The 18576-nt window shown below is 33.2% G+C and carries 15 protein-coding genes, 4 tRNA genes and 1 pseudogene; 15 read left to right on the forward strand and 5 right to left on the reverse strand.

Features of this window, described 5'->3' with window-relative positions; genetic code table 11:
• The first annotated feature begins 64 nt into the window (after positions 1–64).
• The 8 genes from D9V42_RS11500 to glmM all read left to right on the forward strand — a co-directional run bounded on the left by D9V42_RS11500 (position 65) and on the right by glmM (position 5052).
• Positions 65–140 (forward strand) — tRNA-Val (locus D9V42_RS11500).
• An 18-nt stretch (positions 141–158) separates the two neighbouring features.
• Positions 159–242: transfer RNA gene (locus tag D9V42_RS11505), tRNA-Tyr, on the forward strand.
• A 4-nt stretch (positions 243–246) separates the two neighbouring features.
• Positions 247–321 (forward strand) — tRNA-Gln (locus D9V42_RS11510).
• 3 nt (positions 322–324) lie between these two features.
• A tRNA-Lys gene (locus D9V42_RS11515) sits at positions 325–397 on the forward strand.
• A 356-nt stretch (positions 398–753) separates the two neighbouring features.
• On the forward strand, positions 754–1659 hold the full coding sequence (rocF, locus tag D9V42_RS11520) for an arginase (RefSeq protein ID WP_107555650.1): 906 nt from the start codon (positions 754–756) through the stop codon (positions 1657–1659).
• A gap of 268 nt (positions 1660–1927) precedes the next feature.
• A complete protein-coding gene (gene cdaA, locus D9V42_RS11525) occupies positions 1928–2734 on the forward strand; it encodes a diadenylate cyclase CdaA (protein WP_017722031.1) in 807 nt (268 codons plus the stop codon).
• A 1-nt stretch (position 2735) separates the two neighbouring features.
• The gene (locus D9V42_RS11530; protein ID WP_107555651.1) at positions 2736–3668 is read left to right on the forward strand and encodes a CdaR family protein; all 933 of its coding nucleotides are present in this window, start codon (positions 2736–2738) and stop codon (positions 3666–3668) included.
• Between the two features lie 28 nt (positions 3669–3696).
• Positions 3697–5052, forward strand: coding sequence for a phosphoglucosamine mutase (gene glmM / locus D9V42_RS11535; RefSeq protein ID WP_107555652.1), 1356 nt, complete (start codon positions 3697–3699; stop codon positions 5050–5052).
• 189 nt (positions 5053–5241) lie between these two features.
• Here the strand turns inward: glmM and D9V42_RS11540 are convergent, their stop codons facing one another.
• The 4 genes from D9V42_RS11540 to D9V42_RS11555 are packed head-to-tail and all read right to left on the reverse strand — an operon-like array spanning position 5242 to position 10396.
• Positions 5242–6345, reverse strand: coding sequence for a mannitol-1-phosphate 5-dehydrogenase (locus tag D9V42_RS11540; protein ID WP_107555653.1), 1104 nt, complete (start codon positions 6343–6345; stop codon positions 5242–5244).
• Positions 6345–6779 (reverse strand): PTS mannitol transporter subunit IIA, encoded by a 435-nt coding sequence (locus D9V42_RS11545; RefSeq protein WP_017722036.1) that lies wholly within the window; start codon positions 6777–6779, stop codon positions 6345–6347. Before D9V42_RS11545 ends, D9V42_RS11540 begins: the two co-directional genes overlap by 1 nt.
• 6 nt (positions 6780–6785) lie before the next feature.
• Positions 6786–8816: a BglG family transcription antiterminator gene (locus D9V42_RS11550; RefSeq protein ID WP_107555654.1), complete on the reverse strand. Its 2031-nt coding sequence runs from the start codon at positions 8814–8816 to the stop codon at positions 6786–6788.
• Between the two features lie 41 nt (positions 8817–8857).
• Positions 8858–10396, reverse strand: a complete 1539-nt coding sequence (locus tag D9V42_RS11555; RefSeq protein ID WP_122065065.1) for a PTS mannitol transporter subunit IIBC — start codon at positions 10394–10396, stop codon at positions 8858–8860.
• 797 nt (positions 10397–11193) lie between these two features.
• Between D9V42_RS11555 and glmS the strand changes: the two genes are divergently transcribed.
• From glmS to D9V42_RS11580, 6 genes and pseudogenes are all read left to right on the forward strand, one after another.
• On the forward strand, positions 11194–12999 hold the full coding sequence (gene glmS / locus D9V42_RS11560) for a glutamine--fructose-6-phosphate transaminase (isomerizing) (protein ID WP_122065067.1): 1806 nt from the start codon (positions 11194–11196) through the stop codon (positions 12997–12999).
• A 175-nt stretch (positions 13000–13174) separates the two neighbouring features.
• Positions 13175–13585: pseudogene (locus D9V42_RS15665) on the forward strand (BtrH N-terminal domain-containing protein); the annotation flags it as partial.
• 51 nt (positions 13586–13636) lie between these two features.
• Complete coding sequence (locus D9V42_RS15670) at positions 13637–14161, forward strand: DUF4872 domain-containing protein (RefSeq protein WP_341866761.1); 525 nt, start codon at positions 13637–13639, stop codon at positions 14159–14161.
• 118 nt (positions 14162–14279) lie between these two features.
• Entirely contained in the window at positions 14280–14636 is a 357-nt protein-coding gene (locus D9V42_RS11570; RefSeq protein WP_122065069.1) for a DUF2200 domain-containing protein, read from the forward strand.
• Positions 14637–14691: 55 nt separating this feature from the next.
• Positions 14692–15474 (forward strand): ABC transporter ATP-binding protein, encoded by a 783-nt coding sequence (locus D9V42_RS11575; protein ID WP_122065071.1) that lies wholly within the window; start codon positions 14692–14694, stop codon positions 15472–15474.
• 67 nt (positions 15475–15541) lie between these two features.
• Positions 15542–16396, forward strand: coding sequence for an HAD family hydrolase (locus D9V42_RS11580; RefSeq protein ID WP_122065073.1), 855 nt, complete (start codon positions 15542–15544; stop codon positions 16394–16396).
• Positions 16397–16501: 105 nt separating this feature from the next.
• Here D9V42_RS11580 and D9V42_RS11585 read toward each other — a convergent pair whose 3' ends face one another.
• Entirely contained in the window at positions 16502–17599 is a 1098-nt protein-coding gene (locus D9V42_RS11585; RefSeq protein ID WP_107555659.1) for a hypothetical protein, read from the reverse strand.
• 131 nt (positions 17600–17730) lie between these two features.
• Here D9V42_RS11585 and D9V42_RS11590 point away from each other — a divergent pair, with 131 nt between their 5' ends.
• A complete protein-coding gene (locus tag D9V42_RS11590; protein ID WP_107555660.1) occupies positions 17731–18462 on the forward strand; it encodes a metallophosphoesterase family protein in 732 nt (243 codons plus the stop codon).
• Positions 18463–18576 lie beyond the last annotated feature (114 nt).

Consider the following 18576-nt stretch of genomic DNA (forward strand, 5'->3'; position numbering starts at 1 on the left):
TTAAGACACCGCCCTTTCACGGCGGTAACACGGGTTCGAGTCCCGTCGGGGTCATTACATATTTGGAGGATTAGCTCAGCTGGGAGAGCATCTGCCTTACAAGCAGAGGGTCGGCGGTTCGAACCCGTCATCCTCCACCATTTTTAATTGAATAGTACGGAGGGGTAGCGAAGTGGCTAAACGCGGCGGACTGTAAATCCGCTCCTTCGGGTTCGGCAGTTCGAATCTGCCCCCCTCCACCATTTATGGGCTATAGCCAAGCGGTAAGGCAATGGACTTTGACTCCATCACGCGCTGGTTCGAATCCAGCTAGCCCAGCCATTAGAGCCATTAGCTCAGTTGGTAGAGCATCTGACTTTTAATCAGAGGGTCAGTGGTTCGAGCCCACTATGGCTCACTAGTAAGCACTTCTCAGAAGAGAAGTGCTTTTTTGTATATAAAATTATATTTCACTTTTAGACAAGTACTTGTGTTATTTACCCAATTTCACTTGTATAAAGTGATCATCTAAGCATGAAGTACTTCCTTTATAGTTTAAACTTTAAATAAATTTTGTTTTTTATTTATACATTTTACTGTCTAGTAAAATAATAAAAATCGATACTAAAAGGATTTGTTTTGAATGATAAATCACTATATTGATTTTATATGTAAAAAGACTGAAATGAAGAGAAAATGCTGTTTTAGCAACGCTTGAAATGTTAATGTCTTTAGATTATTCTAGAAACATATAACAACAAAGGGGTTTTAAAAATGAATAAAACAGTAGAAATTATTGGAGTACCAGCAACATTTGGACAAAGGAAATTAGGGGTAAACCTTGGTCCAGATGCGATTCGATACGCTGGAATTGAGGACCGTATTAAAGCAATTGGCCTAACTGTTAAAGATTCTGGGAACATTGCAGTACCTAAATTAGATTTAGAAAAGTTTAATTCAGAGCAAGAGGGCTTACGTAATATAGAAGAAATCATAGAAACATCAAACATATTAAGTGATGCGGTATCAACTAGCATTGAACAAAATCATTTTCCACTTGTACTAGGGGGAGACCATTCAATTGCAATTGGTTCTATATCAGGTGTCAGTAAGCATTATGAGAACTTAGGTGTGATTTGGTATGATGCACATGGCGACTTAAATGTCCCTGAAGAATCACCTTCAGGAAACATTCATGGTATGCCGTTACGTGTGCTTGCCGGTGATGGCGATGAGCGCTTGGTTAATATTTCTGATTATTCACCTAAAGTTAAACCTGAAAATATTGTGCTTATTGGCATGAGAGATTTAGATGAAGGCGAAAGACGCTACATAAAAGAACATAATATTAAAACGTTTACGATGGCTGAAGTTGACAGATTTGGTATTAAACAGGTGATTGAAGAAACAATTGCTTATTTAAAACCTAAAACAGATGGTATTCATTTGTCACTTGATGTTGATGCCTTAGATCCTGTTGAAACGCCAGGAACAGGCACTAGAGTTCTTGGAGGTTTAACGTATAGAGAAAGTCATTTTGCATTAGAGTTGTTACATAATTCTAACCTCATTACTTCTATGGATTTAGTGGAGGTGAATCCACTAATCGATCATAACAATGATACGGCAGAGCAAGCAGTAGGTTTAGTAGGTAGCTTCTTCGGGGAAACATTACTATAATTCAGTTGAAACGATGTCAATAACACAGAGACATAGGCCAAGTACTTAGCTAAAATGTAATATTGGAATAGTTGACTGATAGCAGAATGTATTGCTTAAGTATTGTGTCAGTCAATTTTGTTGGGGCGGGATTATGAAATCTTATTTAAAAATAAGATTTCAGTTTCGCTCTTTTTGATTTTGCTAAAAATTTAAATACTAAATATGACAGTTGGTGTTATGATTGGTATAATATATAACATGGGAACAGATAACCGGAGGAGATGTTATGGAATTATCCAACTTTTTTGATAACTGGAGTACAGTTAAAATAATTGCAAGTGTACTCGATTTACTCATAGTATGGTATGTACTTTATCTTCTCATTACAGTTTTTAAAGGTACTAAAGCCATTCAACTATTAAAAGGTATTGTTGTAATAGTCATTGGTCAACAATTGAGTAAAATGCTGAACTTAACAGCTACATCCCGTCTTTTTGATTTAGTGATTCAATGGGGGGTATTAGCTTTAATCGTGATATTCCAACCAGAAATTCGCCGTGCTTTGGAACAACTTGGTAGAGGTAGCTTATTTAAACGTTATTCAACGAATTTAAATAGTGATGAAGGCAAGTTAATATCTTCTGTGTCAAAAGCAGTACAATATATGGCTAAACGTCGTATAGGCGCATTGATTGTATTTGAAAATGAAACAGGGTTACAAGATTATATTGAAACAGGCATAGCAATGAATTCAGAAATATCACAAGAACTATTAACAAATGTCTTTATACCAAACACACCATTACATGATGGTGCAATGATAATTCAAGAGAATAAGATTGCTAGTGCTGCGAGTTATCTGCCTTTATCTGATAGCGCTAAAATCGCTAAAAGTTTAGGGACGAGACATAGAGCTGCAGTAGGTATATCAGAAGTATCAGATGCTTTTACTGTTATCGTTTCAGAAGAAACTGGATCTATTTCTGTTACTTTTGACGGTAAATTAAGAAAAGATATTTCAAATGAAGCATTTGAAGAATTATTAGCTGAACATTGGTTTGGTACACACTTTCATGAGAAAGGTGTGAAGTAATATGTTAGAAAGTAAATGGGGATTAAGATTAATTGCCCTTGTGTTAGCCCTTGTGTTTTTCCTATCAGTTAACAATATGTTTGGAAATATATTTAATGCTGATAACTTAGGCCAAAAGTCTTCTGAAACGATTCAGGAAGTACCGGTGCAAGTGAAGTATAATAATAAATCATTATACGCGAGTGAAGTGCCTGATAAAGTTGATGTAGAAATTTCAGGCCCTCAATCACAGGTTTTAAAAGCTGAGAATGGTGAAAATATTAAAGCAGTCTTAGATTTAAGTGGTGAAAAAGCAGGAAAACATACGACGCAATTCCAGGTCAATGGATTGAATAAAGACATTGATTATAGTGTTAAACCGAAAGAGGCCACTGTAAATCTTGAAGAACGTGTGAGCAAAACATTAAAAGTAGAACCGGATGTAAGTAATAATGACTTAGATTCAGACTATAAAATTAGTGAGCAAAGCGTTTCACCAGAGACAGTTAAAGTGACTGGTGGGCAAGACCAAATTGATAAAATAGCATATTTAAAAGCAACATATAAAAACAAGAGTAAAATTGCTAAAAATACTACAGATGTAGCAAAAATCACTGCATTTGATAGAAATCTTAATAAAATTGACGTTTCAATACAACCGAATGAGGTAAACTTAAGCGTTAAGGTAGAAGACTATAGTAAAAAAGTTAAAGTAAAAACAAAAGCAGTAGGATCATTATCAAATAATCGTGAATTAGACAATATAAGTTTAGAAGATGAAGAAGTAGAAATTTATGGTAATAAAGATGATTTAGAGGATATTGATGAAATTACTGCAAATGTAAATTTAGATAATATCTCAGATACTACTGAAAAAAATGTGAAGTTTAAAGTACCTAAAGATGTGACAAAAGTTAATCCAAATGGTACTACAGCAAAAATTACAGTTAAATAGATTTGTATAAATAAAGGAGATATAAATAATGGCAAAATATTTTGGTACAGATGGCGTAAGGGGAGTAGCAAATAAAGAATTAACACCTGAACTTGCGTTTAAACTAGGGCGCTATGGCGGCTATGTTTTAGCACACAATAAAGGTGAGAAGCACCCTAAAGTACTAGTTGGTAGAGATACTCGTGTTTCAGGAGAGATGTTAGAATCTGCTTTAATTGCAGGACTAATTTCCATCGGTGCAGAAGTTATGCGTTTAGGCGTTATTTCAACACCAGGTGTAGCATACTTAACACGAGAAATGGAAGCCGAATTAGGTGTCATGATATCTGCTTCTCATAACCCAGTTCCAGACAATGGTATTAAATTCTTTGGTTCTGATGGCTTCAAATTATCAGATGATCAAGAACAGGAAATAGAAGCATTATTAGATCAAGAAAATCCTGATTTACCTCGACCTGTTGGCGAAGATATTGTACATTACTCTGATTATTTTGAAGGTGCACAAAAATACATTAGCTATTTAAAATCAACTGTTGATGTGAACTTAGATGGAATGAAGATTGCATTAGATGGTGCAAATGGTTCTACATCTTCTTTAGCACCGTTTTTATTCGGTGATTTAGAGGCTGATACAGTGACAGTTGGCTGTAAACCAAATGGTTATAATATTAATAAAGATGTTGGATCTACACACCCTGAAACATTAGCTAGAGAAGTTGTCGAATCAGAATGTGACTTTGGTTTAGCTTTTGATGGTGATGGTGACAGACTAATTGCAGTAGATGAAAAAGGTAATATTGTAGATGGTGACCAAATCATGTTTATTATTGGTCAAGCGATGAGCAAAAATCATGAATTAAATAATAATATGATTGTTTCTACTGTAATGAGTAACTTAGGTTTCTATAAAGCTTTAGAAAATGAAGGTATCCAATCTAACAAAACTAAAGTTGGAGATCGCTATGTTGTAGAAGAAATGAGAAGAGGTAACTACAATTTAGGCGGAGAACAGTCAGGCCATATTGTATTAATGGATTATAATACGACTGGAGACGGTTTGTTAACAGGCGTTCAATTAGCTAGTATTATAAAAATGACTGGTAAAAGTTTAAGTCAACTTGCAAGTCAAATGAAAAAATATCCACAATCATTAGTTAATGTTCGTGTAACAGATAAATATCGTGTGGAAGAGAATATTGATGTGCAAGAAATAATGACTAAAGTAGAAGTAGAAATGAATGGTGAAGGTCGTATTTTAGTAAGACCTTCTGGAACAGAACCATTAGTGCGAGTGATGGTCGAAGCATCAACTGATGAAGATGCGCAGCGTTTTGCCAATACAATTGCTGATGTAGTTCAAGATAAAATGGGATTAGATAAATAATTATTATTTAAATTTAACCAAGACCTAAATATTTAATTCAAGTAGCCCAGCACATCATTTTTATAGGATGTGTTGGGTTATTATCATAATGGTTTTAACACATAAATAAACACCCCTTAGGTGAAGCGCCACCTAAGGGGTGTTTATGTTCTGAGCCATTACTATTGTAATAGTAACGGTTTCTTACATTTATAATACATTGTATGCTTGAACGATTTCTTGAGTTAATTGTTCATCTGTTTTAGCAAACTCTTTTAAGAATGCTTCAAGACCATGTTCTTGAATATAATCATTTTTTTCTACTGTTTCTTGATCATTGGTATCATCATATTTTAATAACAAAGCAGCAGTTTTAACTAAGGCATCATGTTTTAAATTATTTTGGTATAAGTAATTTAACGGTTTAATGATTCTATCTTGTGGTCCGATTTTACGCATAGTACCTCGTCCTACACGTGTAACTTCATCTGATAAGTTTGGATTTTTAAAACGCTCAATAATTTTTTCGACATATTGAGCTTGTTCGTTTTCGTTAAAATCAAACTGTTTGGTAATGTATTGGCTTGTTTCTTTAAGAACACGTTCTAAATCATGTTTAATGTCTGCATCATTAACTGCATCTAGTATAGTTGGTTGACCAAAATATCTACCTGCATAAGCAAGGTAAGCATGGCCAGTGTTCACTGTAAGTAACTTACGTTCAATGTATGGAGTTAAATTATCTACATATTTAATATGGTTAAGTTCTGGACCAAACCAAGCGTCTTTTTCAATTACCCATTCATAGAAAGGTTCAACGACAACATCTAAAAGATTATCATTGGTTTGTAATGGAACAATACGATCAACTGCAGAATTAGCAAAATGAATGTGTTCAGGAAGTGGGCCTGTTATATCTAAAATTGCTTTTTCTAACGTATTGGTTGCCATAATTGCATTCTCACAGGCAACAATATTAACAGGTGTTTCTTTTTCTGTTAAATAGGGCGCAAACGATTTTGCGATTATAGGCAAGATGTTGACACCAACTGCAGTTGTAATTAAATCGGCTTCTAAAACTGCTTGTTTTAAACTTTCTGAAGGCGCACCAGAGTTAATAGCATCTACATTATGCACACGTGTTGTTGTTTTAGCTTCATCAGCTAAAATGACATCGTATTCATGATGTTGATCCAAAGCCGTGATGATTTCAGTATTAACATCTGCAAAAGTTACTTTTATATCATTATCAGCAAGAATATATCCGATAAAACCTCTACCTATATTTCCAGCACCAAAATGTAAAGCTTTCATTATGCGTCAGCCTCCTCAAAGACTTGTTTGATTTCCTCTGCTGATGAAGCTTGAATAATACGTTCTACATTTTCTTCTTCGCTAAACGTAATAGCTATTTTGGAAAGTAAGTCTAAATGTTCACCATCTTTACCTGCAATACCTACGACAACTTTAACAACTTCGCCGTCCCAGTCAACGCCCTCAGGTATTTGAATTAAAGTTAAACCTGATTTTAACACACTAGCTTTAGCTTCATCAGTACCGTGAGGGATAGCTAAGCCATTGCCCATAAATGTTGTTACTACTTGCTCGCGGTCTTTCATTGCTTGAATATACGCTTCTGTTACAGCACCACTTGATACTAAAGCTTGGCCTGCTTTTTCAATTGCTTCGTTTTGATCTTTAACTGTTTGGTTGATAAAAATGTTTTCATTGCTAAATAATTCGCTCATTTTGCTTCACTCCATATTTAATAATTTTTGTAATTGCATAAGATAACTTTGCTTAAGTAATGCTTGAAGTTGTTCTGGTTGTTCCATAAATCCATCAATATTATCTAGATGTTCGACCAATTTTCCTGAAATATCACTTACAAGTTGTGCCATTGTATCATCAGGAGGAACGAACATGCTTAACAAATATCTCACGGAAAGATTGTCATTTTGATTACTATTAAGCAAAATAGGCTCATTTAAAATAGTTATTAATATAAAAGGTTTTTTAATAATCTCACTTTTCAAATGAGGAATTGCGATTGGATAAGGGTCTAAAACAAACCCTTGTCGATCCATGTGTTGCTTAATCAGTTCAGCGAATGACTGGCCTTCCGTGATGATTTGATGTTCCAATAATGTGTTGGTTAAATAAGTTGTCCAGTTCGAAACGGACGTATAATCTACATTTACAGAATCAATGATTTCTAATCCTTTTCTGATGTATGTTAATTTTTCTTCAGGATTTAAAATGTTACTATGATTCGTTTCATATGTTTGAATCTTTGGTTGTTTATGCTGTGTGTTTAAAAAGGCTGATACGTGATTTACATCTGCGTCAGGTAGTAAAGGATTCACCGTAATGTATGGTAAAGCGATATCTAAATCTACAGTGGAAATAATCGCATCAAATTGTGTAGTATCAATATCATTTAAATCACCAACTGATGCTTGAGTAGTATTTTGAATATCACTAAATGTTTGTTGTAACCGTGTTGCCAGTAATCTACTTGTTCCGATACCACTACTACATACTACGAGTACATTGTAAAAGGCGCTATTTTGATTTTGTAAAGCACCACCAAAATGAAGCACAATAAATGCAATTTCACTATCTGGAAAATTAAAATCTGGCCAGGTTTGTAGTAAGGCACGATGAACACTTTCAAATAGCCGTGGGTACTTATGTTGAATCATTTCCGTTAATGGATTATAAGTTTCAATATTAGCGTTTAAACGGTTAATTGCTGGTATGATGTGCAACTTTAATCCTTCGCTAAGCGTTTTAAAATCTTTGAACGATTGTTGAGAAAAGTGTGAAACAGAATGAATAAATTTTTCAATCTTTGATTCATCTTTACTATCTTTAAATACTTCGGCGGATTCTTTACGTTTCGCACCTCTAAGGTGAATAGTGATAAAAGTCACTTCAGCTTGGTTAAACTGTACGCCATAAATATGTTCAAGGTGTAAGGCAAGCGCCTTTGCTACCTCGTGTTCAAAAGAATCTTTAACACTGTTATAAATGTCGTCATTTAAAGCTACGTATTGATTATTTAGCATTCGTTCAATACTTAAGACAATGTGTACAGTTAAGGTTAAGTAACTTGATTCTGTTAAAGAATAGGGAAGTTGACCTAAGTGATCCATTAAAATACGTTCAATTTGAAATATTTTGTCCATATCAACCATTGCTAATTGTGACTGATTAATAGATTGATATACAAAATGATTTTCAATAACTGAATAGACACTGGTGCTGTTTAGATTATTGACCATCAACTGGCTTAATAGCTCACGTTTTTTTGATTCTGCACCATGTAATTGGATACCTTCACCACGTTTTTTTTGTAGCGTTAATTGGTATTGATCAAGTTCTGTATCTAATTCATCTAAAAGTTTTGTCATTGTTTGATTAGATACACCGATTTCTTGTGCTAAAACGTATTGTTTAATAGGAGTATTTGTTTGAATCAATGCATATAAAATAATTACTTTTTGTTCTTCTTGTGATAAATCTATGGTATTTTCATTTAATAATGCATGTTTTAGTGAATTTAACGCCATCTCCGTCGTTTTCAGTTGTATACCTTTTTTGGTAACTCGTTCAAGCTCGATATCAAATGTCGATAAAAATGATTCAATAGATTTTAATTCCCTATGAATAGTACGAGAGGATACAGCTAGATGTTGAGCAATGTCGTAAATAGTGACATATTGACCGTGATATTTAATTAACATTTCGATAATTTCTTTTTCACGTGTACTCAAAAACATAGCCATACCCTCCAGTATTGTTCTATATAGTGATTGTTTAATTATTTAAGATTTTCAAGTAATTCATCATATCTAGGTGAATTTAAGAAATTATCAACTGAGATATGAATTGCATTTGGTACTTGTTTAATCGCTCTATCAGTAAGTTTCTTTTGTGTAATAACCAGTTGTGCATCGCTTGGTAATTGATTGATTGCAGTATTGGTTACATCTACGTCTTGTATATCAGCTTTTTTAAATTTATTGCGTAGCATGCTTGCACCCATAGCGCTCGATCCCATACCAGCGTCACAAGCGAATATGACATGGTTTACTTTACTATAATCATGAGCATCTACATTTTCAGTATCGTAATTGTCTAATAAATCTTCTTCAGATTGTGTGTCTGTACTATCTGTATCAGCAGTGGTTGCAGTAGCAGCACCAGTTGTTGAAGTTGTATTACTATCTTCATTCCCTTTTAACTTAGAAGATACACTTGATTTTTTCCCTTTTGAAGCTTCCATTTTTTCAGTAGCAGCCTCTAAGTCTTCTTCAGGCTCTTTTGTGAATTTTAAAATAATCGCAGCAACGATAAATGAAACAATTGCTGCAAGTAATACACCGATTACCATATGTAAAAACTCACCCTTAGGTGCGTTTAACATATAAACGATGAATGATCCTGGTGAAGCGGGACTCTTGAATCCAAAATCAAGTAGAGAATATGTTGCTACACCTGTCATACCACCTAAAATGACAGCGATGAATAATAAAGGACGCATTAACACGTATGGGAAGTAAATTTCATGAATTCCACCTAAGAAGTGGATAATACCTGCACCATATGATGTTGCTTTAGCTGTCCCAGTACCGAAAATCATATAAGCGACTAAGATTCCCAGACCTGGACCAGGGTTAGATTCTATTGTGTATAGTATTGATTGTCCTGCAGAAGATGCTTGGTCTGCACCAAGTGGTGTAAACACACCGTGATTAATTGCATTATTTAAGAATACAATTTTAGCAGGTTCTACAATAATACTTACTAGTGGTAGTAAATGTGCATGCACTAAAGCTTCTACAGCTAAAGATAACACATGCATAATAAATTCCATTATTGGAGCTAATATTTTAAATCCAACAATAGTCATAATGAAACCTAAAATACCAGCTGAGAAATTATTGAATAACATTTCAAATCCTTGTGGCGTTCTTGGTTGTATAAATTCATCGTTTTTCTTCATTAACCAACCAACGAGTGGTCCCATAATCATGGCGCCAAGTAACATTGGCGTATCAGGTAAAGCAACGATGACACCCATAGTTGCTACAGCTGCGATAATACCTCCACGCATTTCATGTATTAAACGTCCACCACTATAAGCAATCAGTAATGGTATTAAATATGAAATCATAGGTCCAGCCAATTGGCTTAAATCTTTATTTGGCCACCAACCGCCATCTATAAATATAGCAGCGATGAAGCCCCATGCGATAAAAGCGCCGATGTTCGGCATAATCATACTACTTAAAAATGATCCGAACGCCTGTACCTTACGACCAATCCCATTATTTTCTTTAGTTTCTGTTTGTGACATATTATTGCACCTCTTTTTCTCTTTTTATTTATAACTTAATTGTAGGTGGCAATAATGAATTAAACAATGTAAACTAATTTCAAATTTGTCACACTGTCTTTGACAATTATGACAATGTAGAAATAGACTATTACTGCCTTCTTTAAAACTAAGAAATAACATAAGCAATGTTTAAATATTTTATGAATATAGGAGATTATTTTATAAATCATATGGTTAATGCAAGGACTTAGGTTATGCTCAATTATGCTGAGGAAGCATTGTTAATATCAAAGAAAGTACGATGCTTTTAACTAATACTCAACTTTATTTTTGTGTTTGTAAATATATTGTTAATAAATTGTTTGCATTACAGATGAATAACATTGTACAATTAATGTTATTGAGAGGAAGGAGGAAAGTTAGAGTTTTAGTCAATTAAAGCGCCTGTACAAATGATGAGGTTACGTATTAACAATTTAAGTTTTAAAACAGAAAGCTTAATAGGTAGGTTAATCGAAGTTTGTAGACGAGGAGGATAGTTATCGAACCATCGGCGGATGCTATCCCGGATGTGGCTCATTCGTGAACTTATTAAGGAAAACATTAGGGCAACCTAGTGCACAAAGTTAATAAGATAGCCAAAATTAAATAACTATTATTATAAGGTAATCGAGATAACCATTATTATGAGGAGACCTAGTACTATTGATTTAAATAGGGATGAGTCTGTCCATAAGGGTTCTAAATATATTGAACAAGTTCGTATGCGCTAGACGTTCAATTATCTCATTGCCATTACATTGGAGGAAATTTATATGTGTGGAATTGTCGGCTATATTGGTCAAGATAATGCGAAAGAATTATTATTAAAAGGATTAGAAAAATTAGAATACAGAGGTTATGACTCAGCGGGTGTTGCAATCGTTAATAATGAGGGCACATCAGTATTCAAATCAAAAGGTCGTATAGCAGAATTAAGAAAAGTTGCAGATGGCGAAGATACTGACGGTAATGTAGGTATTGGTCATACACGTTGGGCAACACATGGTGTACCTAATCATGAAAACTCACACCCACATCAATCTGCAACTGAACGCTTTACATTAGTTCATAATGGAGTAATTGAAAACTATGAAGAACTAAAAAATGAATACTTAAGTGACATTACTTTCATTTCAGAGACAGATACAGAAGTTATCGTACAATTAGTTGAATATTTTTCAAATACTGGTCTAACTATTGAAGAAGCATTCACAAAAGTTGTATCGTTATTAGATGGTTCTTATGCTTTAGGACTGATTGATAATGAAGATAGAGATACTATTTATGTCGCTAAAAACAAATCACCATTATTAATTGGTGTAGGTGATGGTTTCAATGTAATTGCGTCAGATGCAATTGCAATGTTACAAGCTACTAATCGTTATAAAGAAATTCATGACCATGAAATTGTTATAGTTAAACGTGATGAAGTAATCATCAAAGATCAAGATGGCAATGTTCAAGAAAGAGAAGCTTATACAGCACAAATTGATGCAGCTGATGCGGAAAAAGGCGTATACGATCACTATATGTTAAAAGAAATTCATGAACAACCAGCAGTTATGCGTCGTATCATTCAAGAGTACCAAGACGAAGAAGGTAACTTGAAGATGGATCCAGAAGTGACTAAAGATGTGGCTGAAGCTGATCGTATTTATATCATCGCAGCAGGTACAAGCTATCACGCTGGGCTTGTGGGTAAAGAGTTCATTGAAAAATGGGCTGGTGTACCTACAGAAGTACATGTTTCTTCAGAGTTTGTATATAATACACCGTTACTTTCTGAAAAACCATTATTCATCTATATTTCTCAATCAGGGGAAACAGCAGACAGTCGAGCAGTATTAGTTGAAACAAATCGTTTAGGACATAAGTCATTAACTATCACTAACGTGCCAGGTTCTACGCTATCACGTGAATCTAATCATACGTTACTGTTACATGCCGGCCCTGAAATTGCAGTAGCCTCTACAAAAGCTTATACAGCACAAATTGCAGTATTATCTATTCTGTCACAAATCGTTGCGAGAGAACATGGCAGAGACGTAGAAGTAAGTTTATTACGTGAATTAGCAAAAGTTACAACTGCTATCGAATCAATTGTTGATGATGCAGATATTATGGAACAAATTGCGACTGATTTCTTACGAACTACACGTAATGCATTCTTTATTGGTCGTACAGGAGACTATAATGTAAGTTTAGAAGGTGCATTAAAACTTAAAGAAATTTCATATATCCAAGCGGAAGGTTTTGCTGGTGGAGAATTGAAACATGGCACAATTGCATTAATTGAAGAGGGTACGCCTGTTATTGCGTTAGCTACGCAAGAAAAAGTAAACTTATCTATCCGTGGTAACGTAAAAGAGGTCGTTGCACGTGGTGCAAATCCATGTATTATTTCAATGGATGGATTGAATAAAGATGGTGATTCATATGTCATCCCTCACGTACATGAATTATTGACACCACTTGTTTCAGTAGTAGCATTACAGTTAATTTCATATTATGCTGCATTGCACAGAGACTTAGATGTAGATAAACCACGTAACTTAGCAAAATCAGTTACAGTTGAATAAACCAATCTAAATTAAATGTGGCAAACTTCATACTTTGTCATTAATATAAGGACTTATCACTAGCATTTATCGCTATTGATAAGTCTTTTTTAATTTATAAGTTTCATCAAAGGGCATCATATAAGTACATCAATTTAATTGTTAACATATCATTTGTCGAAAGGGTAGAATTGAAATGAAAGAAAATAATATAAATTATTTTATAGGTGAGCATTGTGAAACTACGGCAACTGGAACGTTACTTAAGTTTATAAATATAGAGTTGTCAGAACCGATGCTATTTGGTATTGGAGAAGGTCTTGGCTATATTTATTAGGATATGAAAAATATGACATTTCCTTTTCTTGGCGGGCGTATTAAACCAGATTATTTAACAAAAAACATCGTGAAAAATTTAAATTTAGAAATCCATATAGAAGAAACTACATCAATTAAAAAGGCATGGCAAAATGTCAAAAAGGCAATTGATACTGGCCAGCCAGTTGGTTTGAAATTAGATAGTTATTATTTAGATTATTTTTCTAGCAAAGTTCATTTCGCAGGTCATTATGTAGCAATGTATGATTATGATGATTTATACGCCTATTTAATTGATACGAAACAACAGGGGAGTAATGTTAAAACAACGCTAAATAGTATAGAACAAGCTAGGAATGCTAAAGGGCCAATGTCTTCTAAGAACCTTTCATATACAATTAAGCAAGTGACATCCATGCCGGATATGAGAGCAGTCGTTTTAACAGCTATACAAAATAATGCGAAGGATTATTTAAATCCACCAATAAAGAATATAGGATATAAGGGAATAAAGAAGACAAGTGAAAAGGTGAAAACCTGGTTTGAAAGAAGCACTAATATTGAAGCTGATTTATTGCTTGTAGCTAATTTAATGGAAAATGGGGGGACTGGTGGTGCATTGTTTAGGAAAATGTATAAATCATTTTTGAAAGAAGCACAGTTATTGATTGAAGATGATGCTTTGACTCGAGCCTATCATATGTTTACAGATATAGTAGTAAACTGGGAAAATGTTATTGAATTAATAAAAAAGGCAGGGTTAACACAAAACAAGACATTTTTAAATGAAGCTTCTACGATACTAGATAAACTAGTAGAACAAGAATATGAAGCAATGAACTTATTATTAAAAATTAAGAATTAATAGGAATAGCAATTATTTGAAAATGGTGAGAATCAAAATATTTTTAAATATGTTAAGTCTTTATTATTCTAAATAAGACAGTATATGATTGTATATAGTTAAAGGGAGGAAAGTATTGATGACAAAGCCTAAAATTTATACAATGTCGTTTGCTTCGATATATCCATACTTAATAGAAAAAGTTGAGAAAAAAGGTCGAACAAAAGAGGAAGCTGATGAAGTCATTCGTTGGATGACAGGCTATTCGCAAACTCAAATCAATCAATTAATCAAAGATGGTACGGATTATGAAACTTTCTTTAATAAGGCACCAAAATTAAATCCAAATAGAACTAAGGTAACAGGTGTAATTTGTGGCATTCGTATTGAAGAAATGGAAAATTCAATAATGAAAGAAATTAGGTATTTAGATAAAATGATTGATGAATTAGCAAAAGGAAAATCTTTGAATAAAATATTTAGAAACGACGTTTAACATACTAACATAGAAAATTGCTAGTATATAATCACGTATCAGAAAGGAATATTATATGCTTATTGATTTAAAAAATATTGCACGCAGAAAACAGGGGAAAGAAATAATTAAAAATATAAGTTGGCGTATTAACGAAGGTGAAAAATGGATGCTTTATGGGCTTAATGGTGCAGGGAAAACGACATTGCTTAATATCTTAAATGCTTATGAACCAAATACGTCTGGGGAATTAACGCTTTTTGGTATGCAACCCGGTAAAATTGGGTATTCGGCAGACGAAGTGCGCAATCAGATTGGCTTTGTGTCTAGTAGTTTAATGGAGCGTTTTCAAGATGGAGAAATCGTACGTGATGTAGTAATTAGTGGAATCTTTAAATCGATTGGTATTTTTAAAGAAATAGAAGACCACCATGTTGAAATGGCACGTCATTATTTAGCACAGATGGGTATGAGTGAATTTGAATCACAGTATTACGGTTATTTATCCACAGGTGAACGTCAAAAAGTATTGATTGCTCGAGCATTGATGGGGAATCCTAAGTTACTTATCTTAGATGAACCTGCTTCAGGATTAGATTTTATTGCTCGTGAAGATTTGTTAGACGCGCTTGAACAATTATATCAACGGCAACCTGAATTATCAGTTATATATGTTACGCACTTTGTTGAAGAAATTACAAAAGATATACAAAAAGGATTTTTATTAAAAGATGGTACGTGTTATAAACAAGGTGAAATAAAAAATGTATTAAATAGCGATACATTGAGTGATTTTTTTAATCGTAGGGTGAATGTGTTACATCAAAATGAACGTTATTCATTATTTTTAAAGCGTTAGCACATTGCTTAAAACTTTAGATAGTGACATAATTTAAAATGAGAATATGTGATGGAGGCTTTTATAAATGAAAAATGTTAAAGCGATATTTTTAGATATGGATGGTACAATTTTACATAAAGACAACCAAGTTGATATGGAAACGACAGAAGTAATACATCAATTAAGGACTAACGGATATAAAGTCTTTTTGGCTACTGGACGTGCTCATAATGAAATTCATTACTTAGTTCCATCATCATTTGAAGTAGATGGCATTATTAGTTCGAATGGTACGTTAGGAATGATTAATGATGAAAAGTTATTTACGCATAGCTTATCGTTTACTACTGTCAATGACATTGTGAAACGTGCACAACAACAAGAGATTTATTACGAAGTTTTTCCATTTGAGGGTAATCGTATTGTACTTAAAGAAGATCAATCATGGGCAACTGCACTATTTAAAGCAGAAACACCTCCAGGTAATGTAGGCGTCTCAGAATGGACTTCTAGGAAAGCGTCACTTAAAGACAAAGTAGATTGGGCAACGACAATTCCTGAAACGACGTTTTCAAAAATATATCTATTTTCACCAAATTATGACAAAATAACAAACTTCCGTAATCAGTTGATTGAAGAACAACAAGATTTAAAAATTAGCGTTTCCAATTCATCTCGTTATAATGCAGAGACGATGGCTTATCAAATTGATAAAGGTACAGGCATTAAAGAAATGATAGAACATTTTGGTATCAAACAAGAAGAGACGCTAGTTATTGGTGATAGCGATAATGATCGAGCGATGTTTGCTTTTGGTCATTATACGGTAGCTATGAAAAATGCTAGGCCAGAAATTAAAGAGCTGACTATGGATGTGACAGCATATACAAATGAAGAAAACGGTGCAGCACAGTATTTAAAAGAACACTTTTTAAAGTAAAAGTGTTTAATATATTTAGCCTTGTGAGTCATGTAAATAAATTTTAAAGACAAAAAGAAAGCCAGACATTAAAATGTCTAGCTTTCTTTAATTTTGTATGAAAAGTTACTTATCAGATTGATTTAAATTGTTTTTTAAATTTTTTGTTTCATTATTTGCTTTATCTTGAAGTTGATCTGATTTTTGGTCTATATTTGATTTTGCTTTTTCAGTAGTATTAGTTACGCTACTATTTACTTTTGAATCTTGATTATCTGTAATATTTGCATGCTTTTTCTTATCTTTTTTAGCTTTATTATGATTCGTTGGTTCGCCATTACGGTTATAATATTGAACGATAGCTAGTATATTTGTATAGTAAACAGCTAATCTAACAATGATAACAATAATATGAACAATATAAATTAAAATCGTAGCCATATTTTGAGAAATACCACCAGTTAAGATGGAAATCAATTGACTAACTGGGCTAGCTAAGATAATAACAATTAAGTTTAATAGTAATAAACCAATGTAGAATTTAAACCATGTTTTTTGGCCATTTTTAATACCTTTAAATCCGCGTTTCACGGAACTCCATGCACCATTTTTAGGCTCTTTAATAAATGCTACAGTATAGTTAATGATAATTATAACTAACAGCCAATAAATAAATGATTTAATGAAAAGCGTTAAAGTCCCGGCAATTATTTGGAACGCTAGTGAATATCCAAGCGCGTGATCTGAATTGCTGAGTGGACCTTGTATTGCTTGATACAATTGAATGATTCCTAATTGTAGCAATTGCGCAATTAATTCTCCTAACACCAATCCGATAATGATAAACAATACCGTAATTAATGAAAGTTTTATTGCTTTTAGATATTTACCTTTTGCGAACACTGAAAATAAATCTTTAAAATTAACCTTGTCTTTATTTAATGCTTTGTCTATAGTGTAGATAGTTCCAGCAATTAATGGATAGCCTACAAATAAAAATACTAGGATAGGTACAAGTATTGCAAGGACGATTCCAAATATTGGACCAACTACAGATTGTTGCATAGCCATTGACATCATTAACTTATAAATAGCTGGTTGTAATGGCATAAACGTTAAAATAGTTAAAGCGAGTAGTATTATAAAACTTACGATTGTAAACAGTAATACTTTAGCATTTTGGGGTTTTGCATTTTGTAATGCTAATTTATGGAAATTAAACAAATTTTAAGCACTCCTTTTTCGTCATAAGCATACGATATCAAAAATTTGAAGATTTTAAAATAAATAGGTAACAAAATCGATATAAAATGTTAAAATGTCCTAATGAGAAAAAGTTGAAAGGAGATATCATCATGAAATTTGCAATTATAACTGATGTTCATGGTAATTTTGATGCATTAGAAACTGTTTTGGATGATATTGATAGAAGAGAAGATATCAATAAAATATTTAATCTAGGTGATAATATTGGTGTTGGACATGAAACGAATAAAGTACTTGATGAAATCTTTGATAGAGATGATATGGAAATCATTGCAGGTAATCATGATGAAGCGGTAATGTCAATTGTAAACGGTACACCCTATCCTGAAGACTTAAAAGATAAATTCTATGAACATCATCAATGGATAGAGAGTCATTTAGATGAAGATTACTATGACAGATTAAATGAGTTACCTCGTGTTATTGAGAAAACATTTTGTCATAAGAAAGTATTATTTATTCATTACGAAATTCCTAATGATCAATTAAATACGCCAATTGATGGGCAACCATTCAGCCCAATTGTTGAACCAAACGAAGAGAACATGAAAGCACTTTTTGAAGATAAAGATGCCAATTTAATTGTCTTTGGGCATAATCATACGGTGCATTTATTTGATGATAAATCAACAGTTTATTTCAATCCTGGTTCTGTTGGATTAAATAATGGTGCGTATGCAGTTTATGGAATCGTAACGGTAGATGAAAATGAATTTTCATTTGAACGTGTGAAAGTACCATATGATAATGAAGAATTTATTAGAGGATTCAATGAGAAGCAAGTTCCTGCCAAAAAACTTATTTTTGATAAATTTTTATAATTACGATTATAAAAAAGCTGATAGTTATATCGTAAGTATGTATTCCTTAAAGACTTAACTTTGAAAGGAAAGATAACTTATGGAAACTATCAGCTTTTTATTGTTATACGATTA

The organism is Staphylococcus pseudoxylosus (assembly GCF_003697915.1).
GTDB classification, from domain to species: Bacteria; Bacillota; Bacilli; order Staphylococcales; family Staphylococcaceae; genus Staphylococcus; species Staphylococcus pseudoxylosus.

Bases quoted from the DNA above. Each gene is read 5' to 3' on its own strand.
- glmS (WP_122065067.1), top strand. From the start codon at position 11,194: ATGTGTGGAATTGTCGGCTATATTGGTCAAGATAATGCGAAAGAATTA.
- D9V42_RS11580 (WP_122065073.1), top strand. From the start codon at position 15,542: ATGAAAAATGTTAAAGCGATATTTTTAGATATGGATGGTACAATTTTA.
- D9V42_RS11545 (WP_017722036.1), bottom strand. From the start codon at position 6,779: ATGAGCGAATTATTTAGCAATGAAAACATTTTTATCAACCAAACAGTT.
- D9V42_RS11570 (WP_122065069.1), top strand. From the start codon at position 14,280: ATGACAAAGCCTAAAATTTATACAATGTCGTTTGCTTCGATATATCCA.
- rocF (WP_107555650.1), top strand. From the start codon at position 754: ATGAATAAAACAGTAGAAATTATTGGAGTACCAGCAACATTTGGACAA.
- glmM (WP_107555652.1), top strand. From the start codon at position 3,697: ATGGCAAAATATTTTGGTACAGATGGCGTAAGGGGAGTAGCAAATAAA.
- D9V42_RS11555 (WP_122065065.1), bottom strand. From the start codon at position 10,396: ATGTCACAAACAGAAACTAAAGAAAATAATGGGATTGGTCGTAAGGTA.
- D9V42_RS11530 (WP_107555651.1), top strand. From the start codon at position 2,736: ATGTTAGAAAGTAAATGGGGATTAAGATTAATTGCCCTTGTGTTAGCC.
- cdaA (WP_017722031.1), top strand. From the start codon at position 1,928: ATGGAATTATCCAACTTTTTTGATAACTGGAGTACAGTTAAAATAATT.
- D9V42_RS11575 (WP_122065071.1), top strand. From the start codon at position 14,692: ATGCTTATTGATTTAAAAAATATTGCACGCAGAAAACAGGGGAAAGAA.
- D9V42_RS11540 (WP_107555653.1), bottom strand. From the start codon at position 6,345: ATGAAAGCTTTACATTTTGGTGCTGGAAATATAGGTAGAGGTTTTATC.
- D9V42_RS11590 (WP_107555660.1), top strand. From the start codon at position 17,731: ATGAAATTTGCAATTATAACTGATGTTCATGGTAATTTTGATGCATTA.
- D9V42_RS11550 (WP_107555654.1), bottom strand. From the start codon at position 8,816: ATGTTTTTGAGTACACGTGAAAAAGAAATTATCGAAATGTTAATTAAA.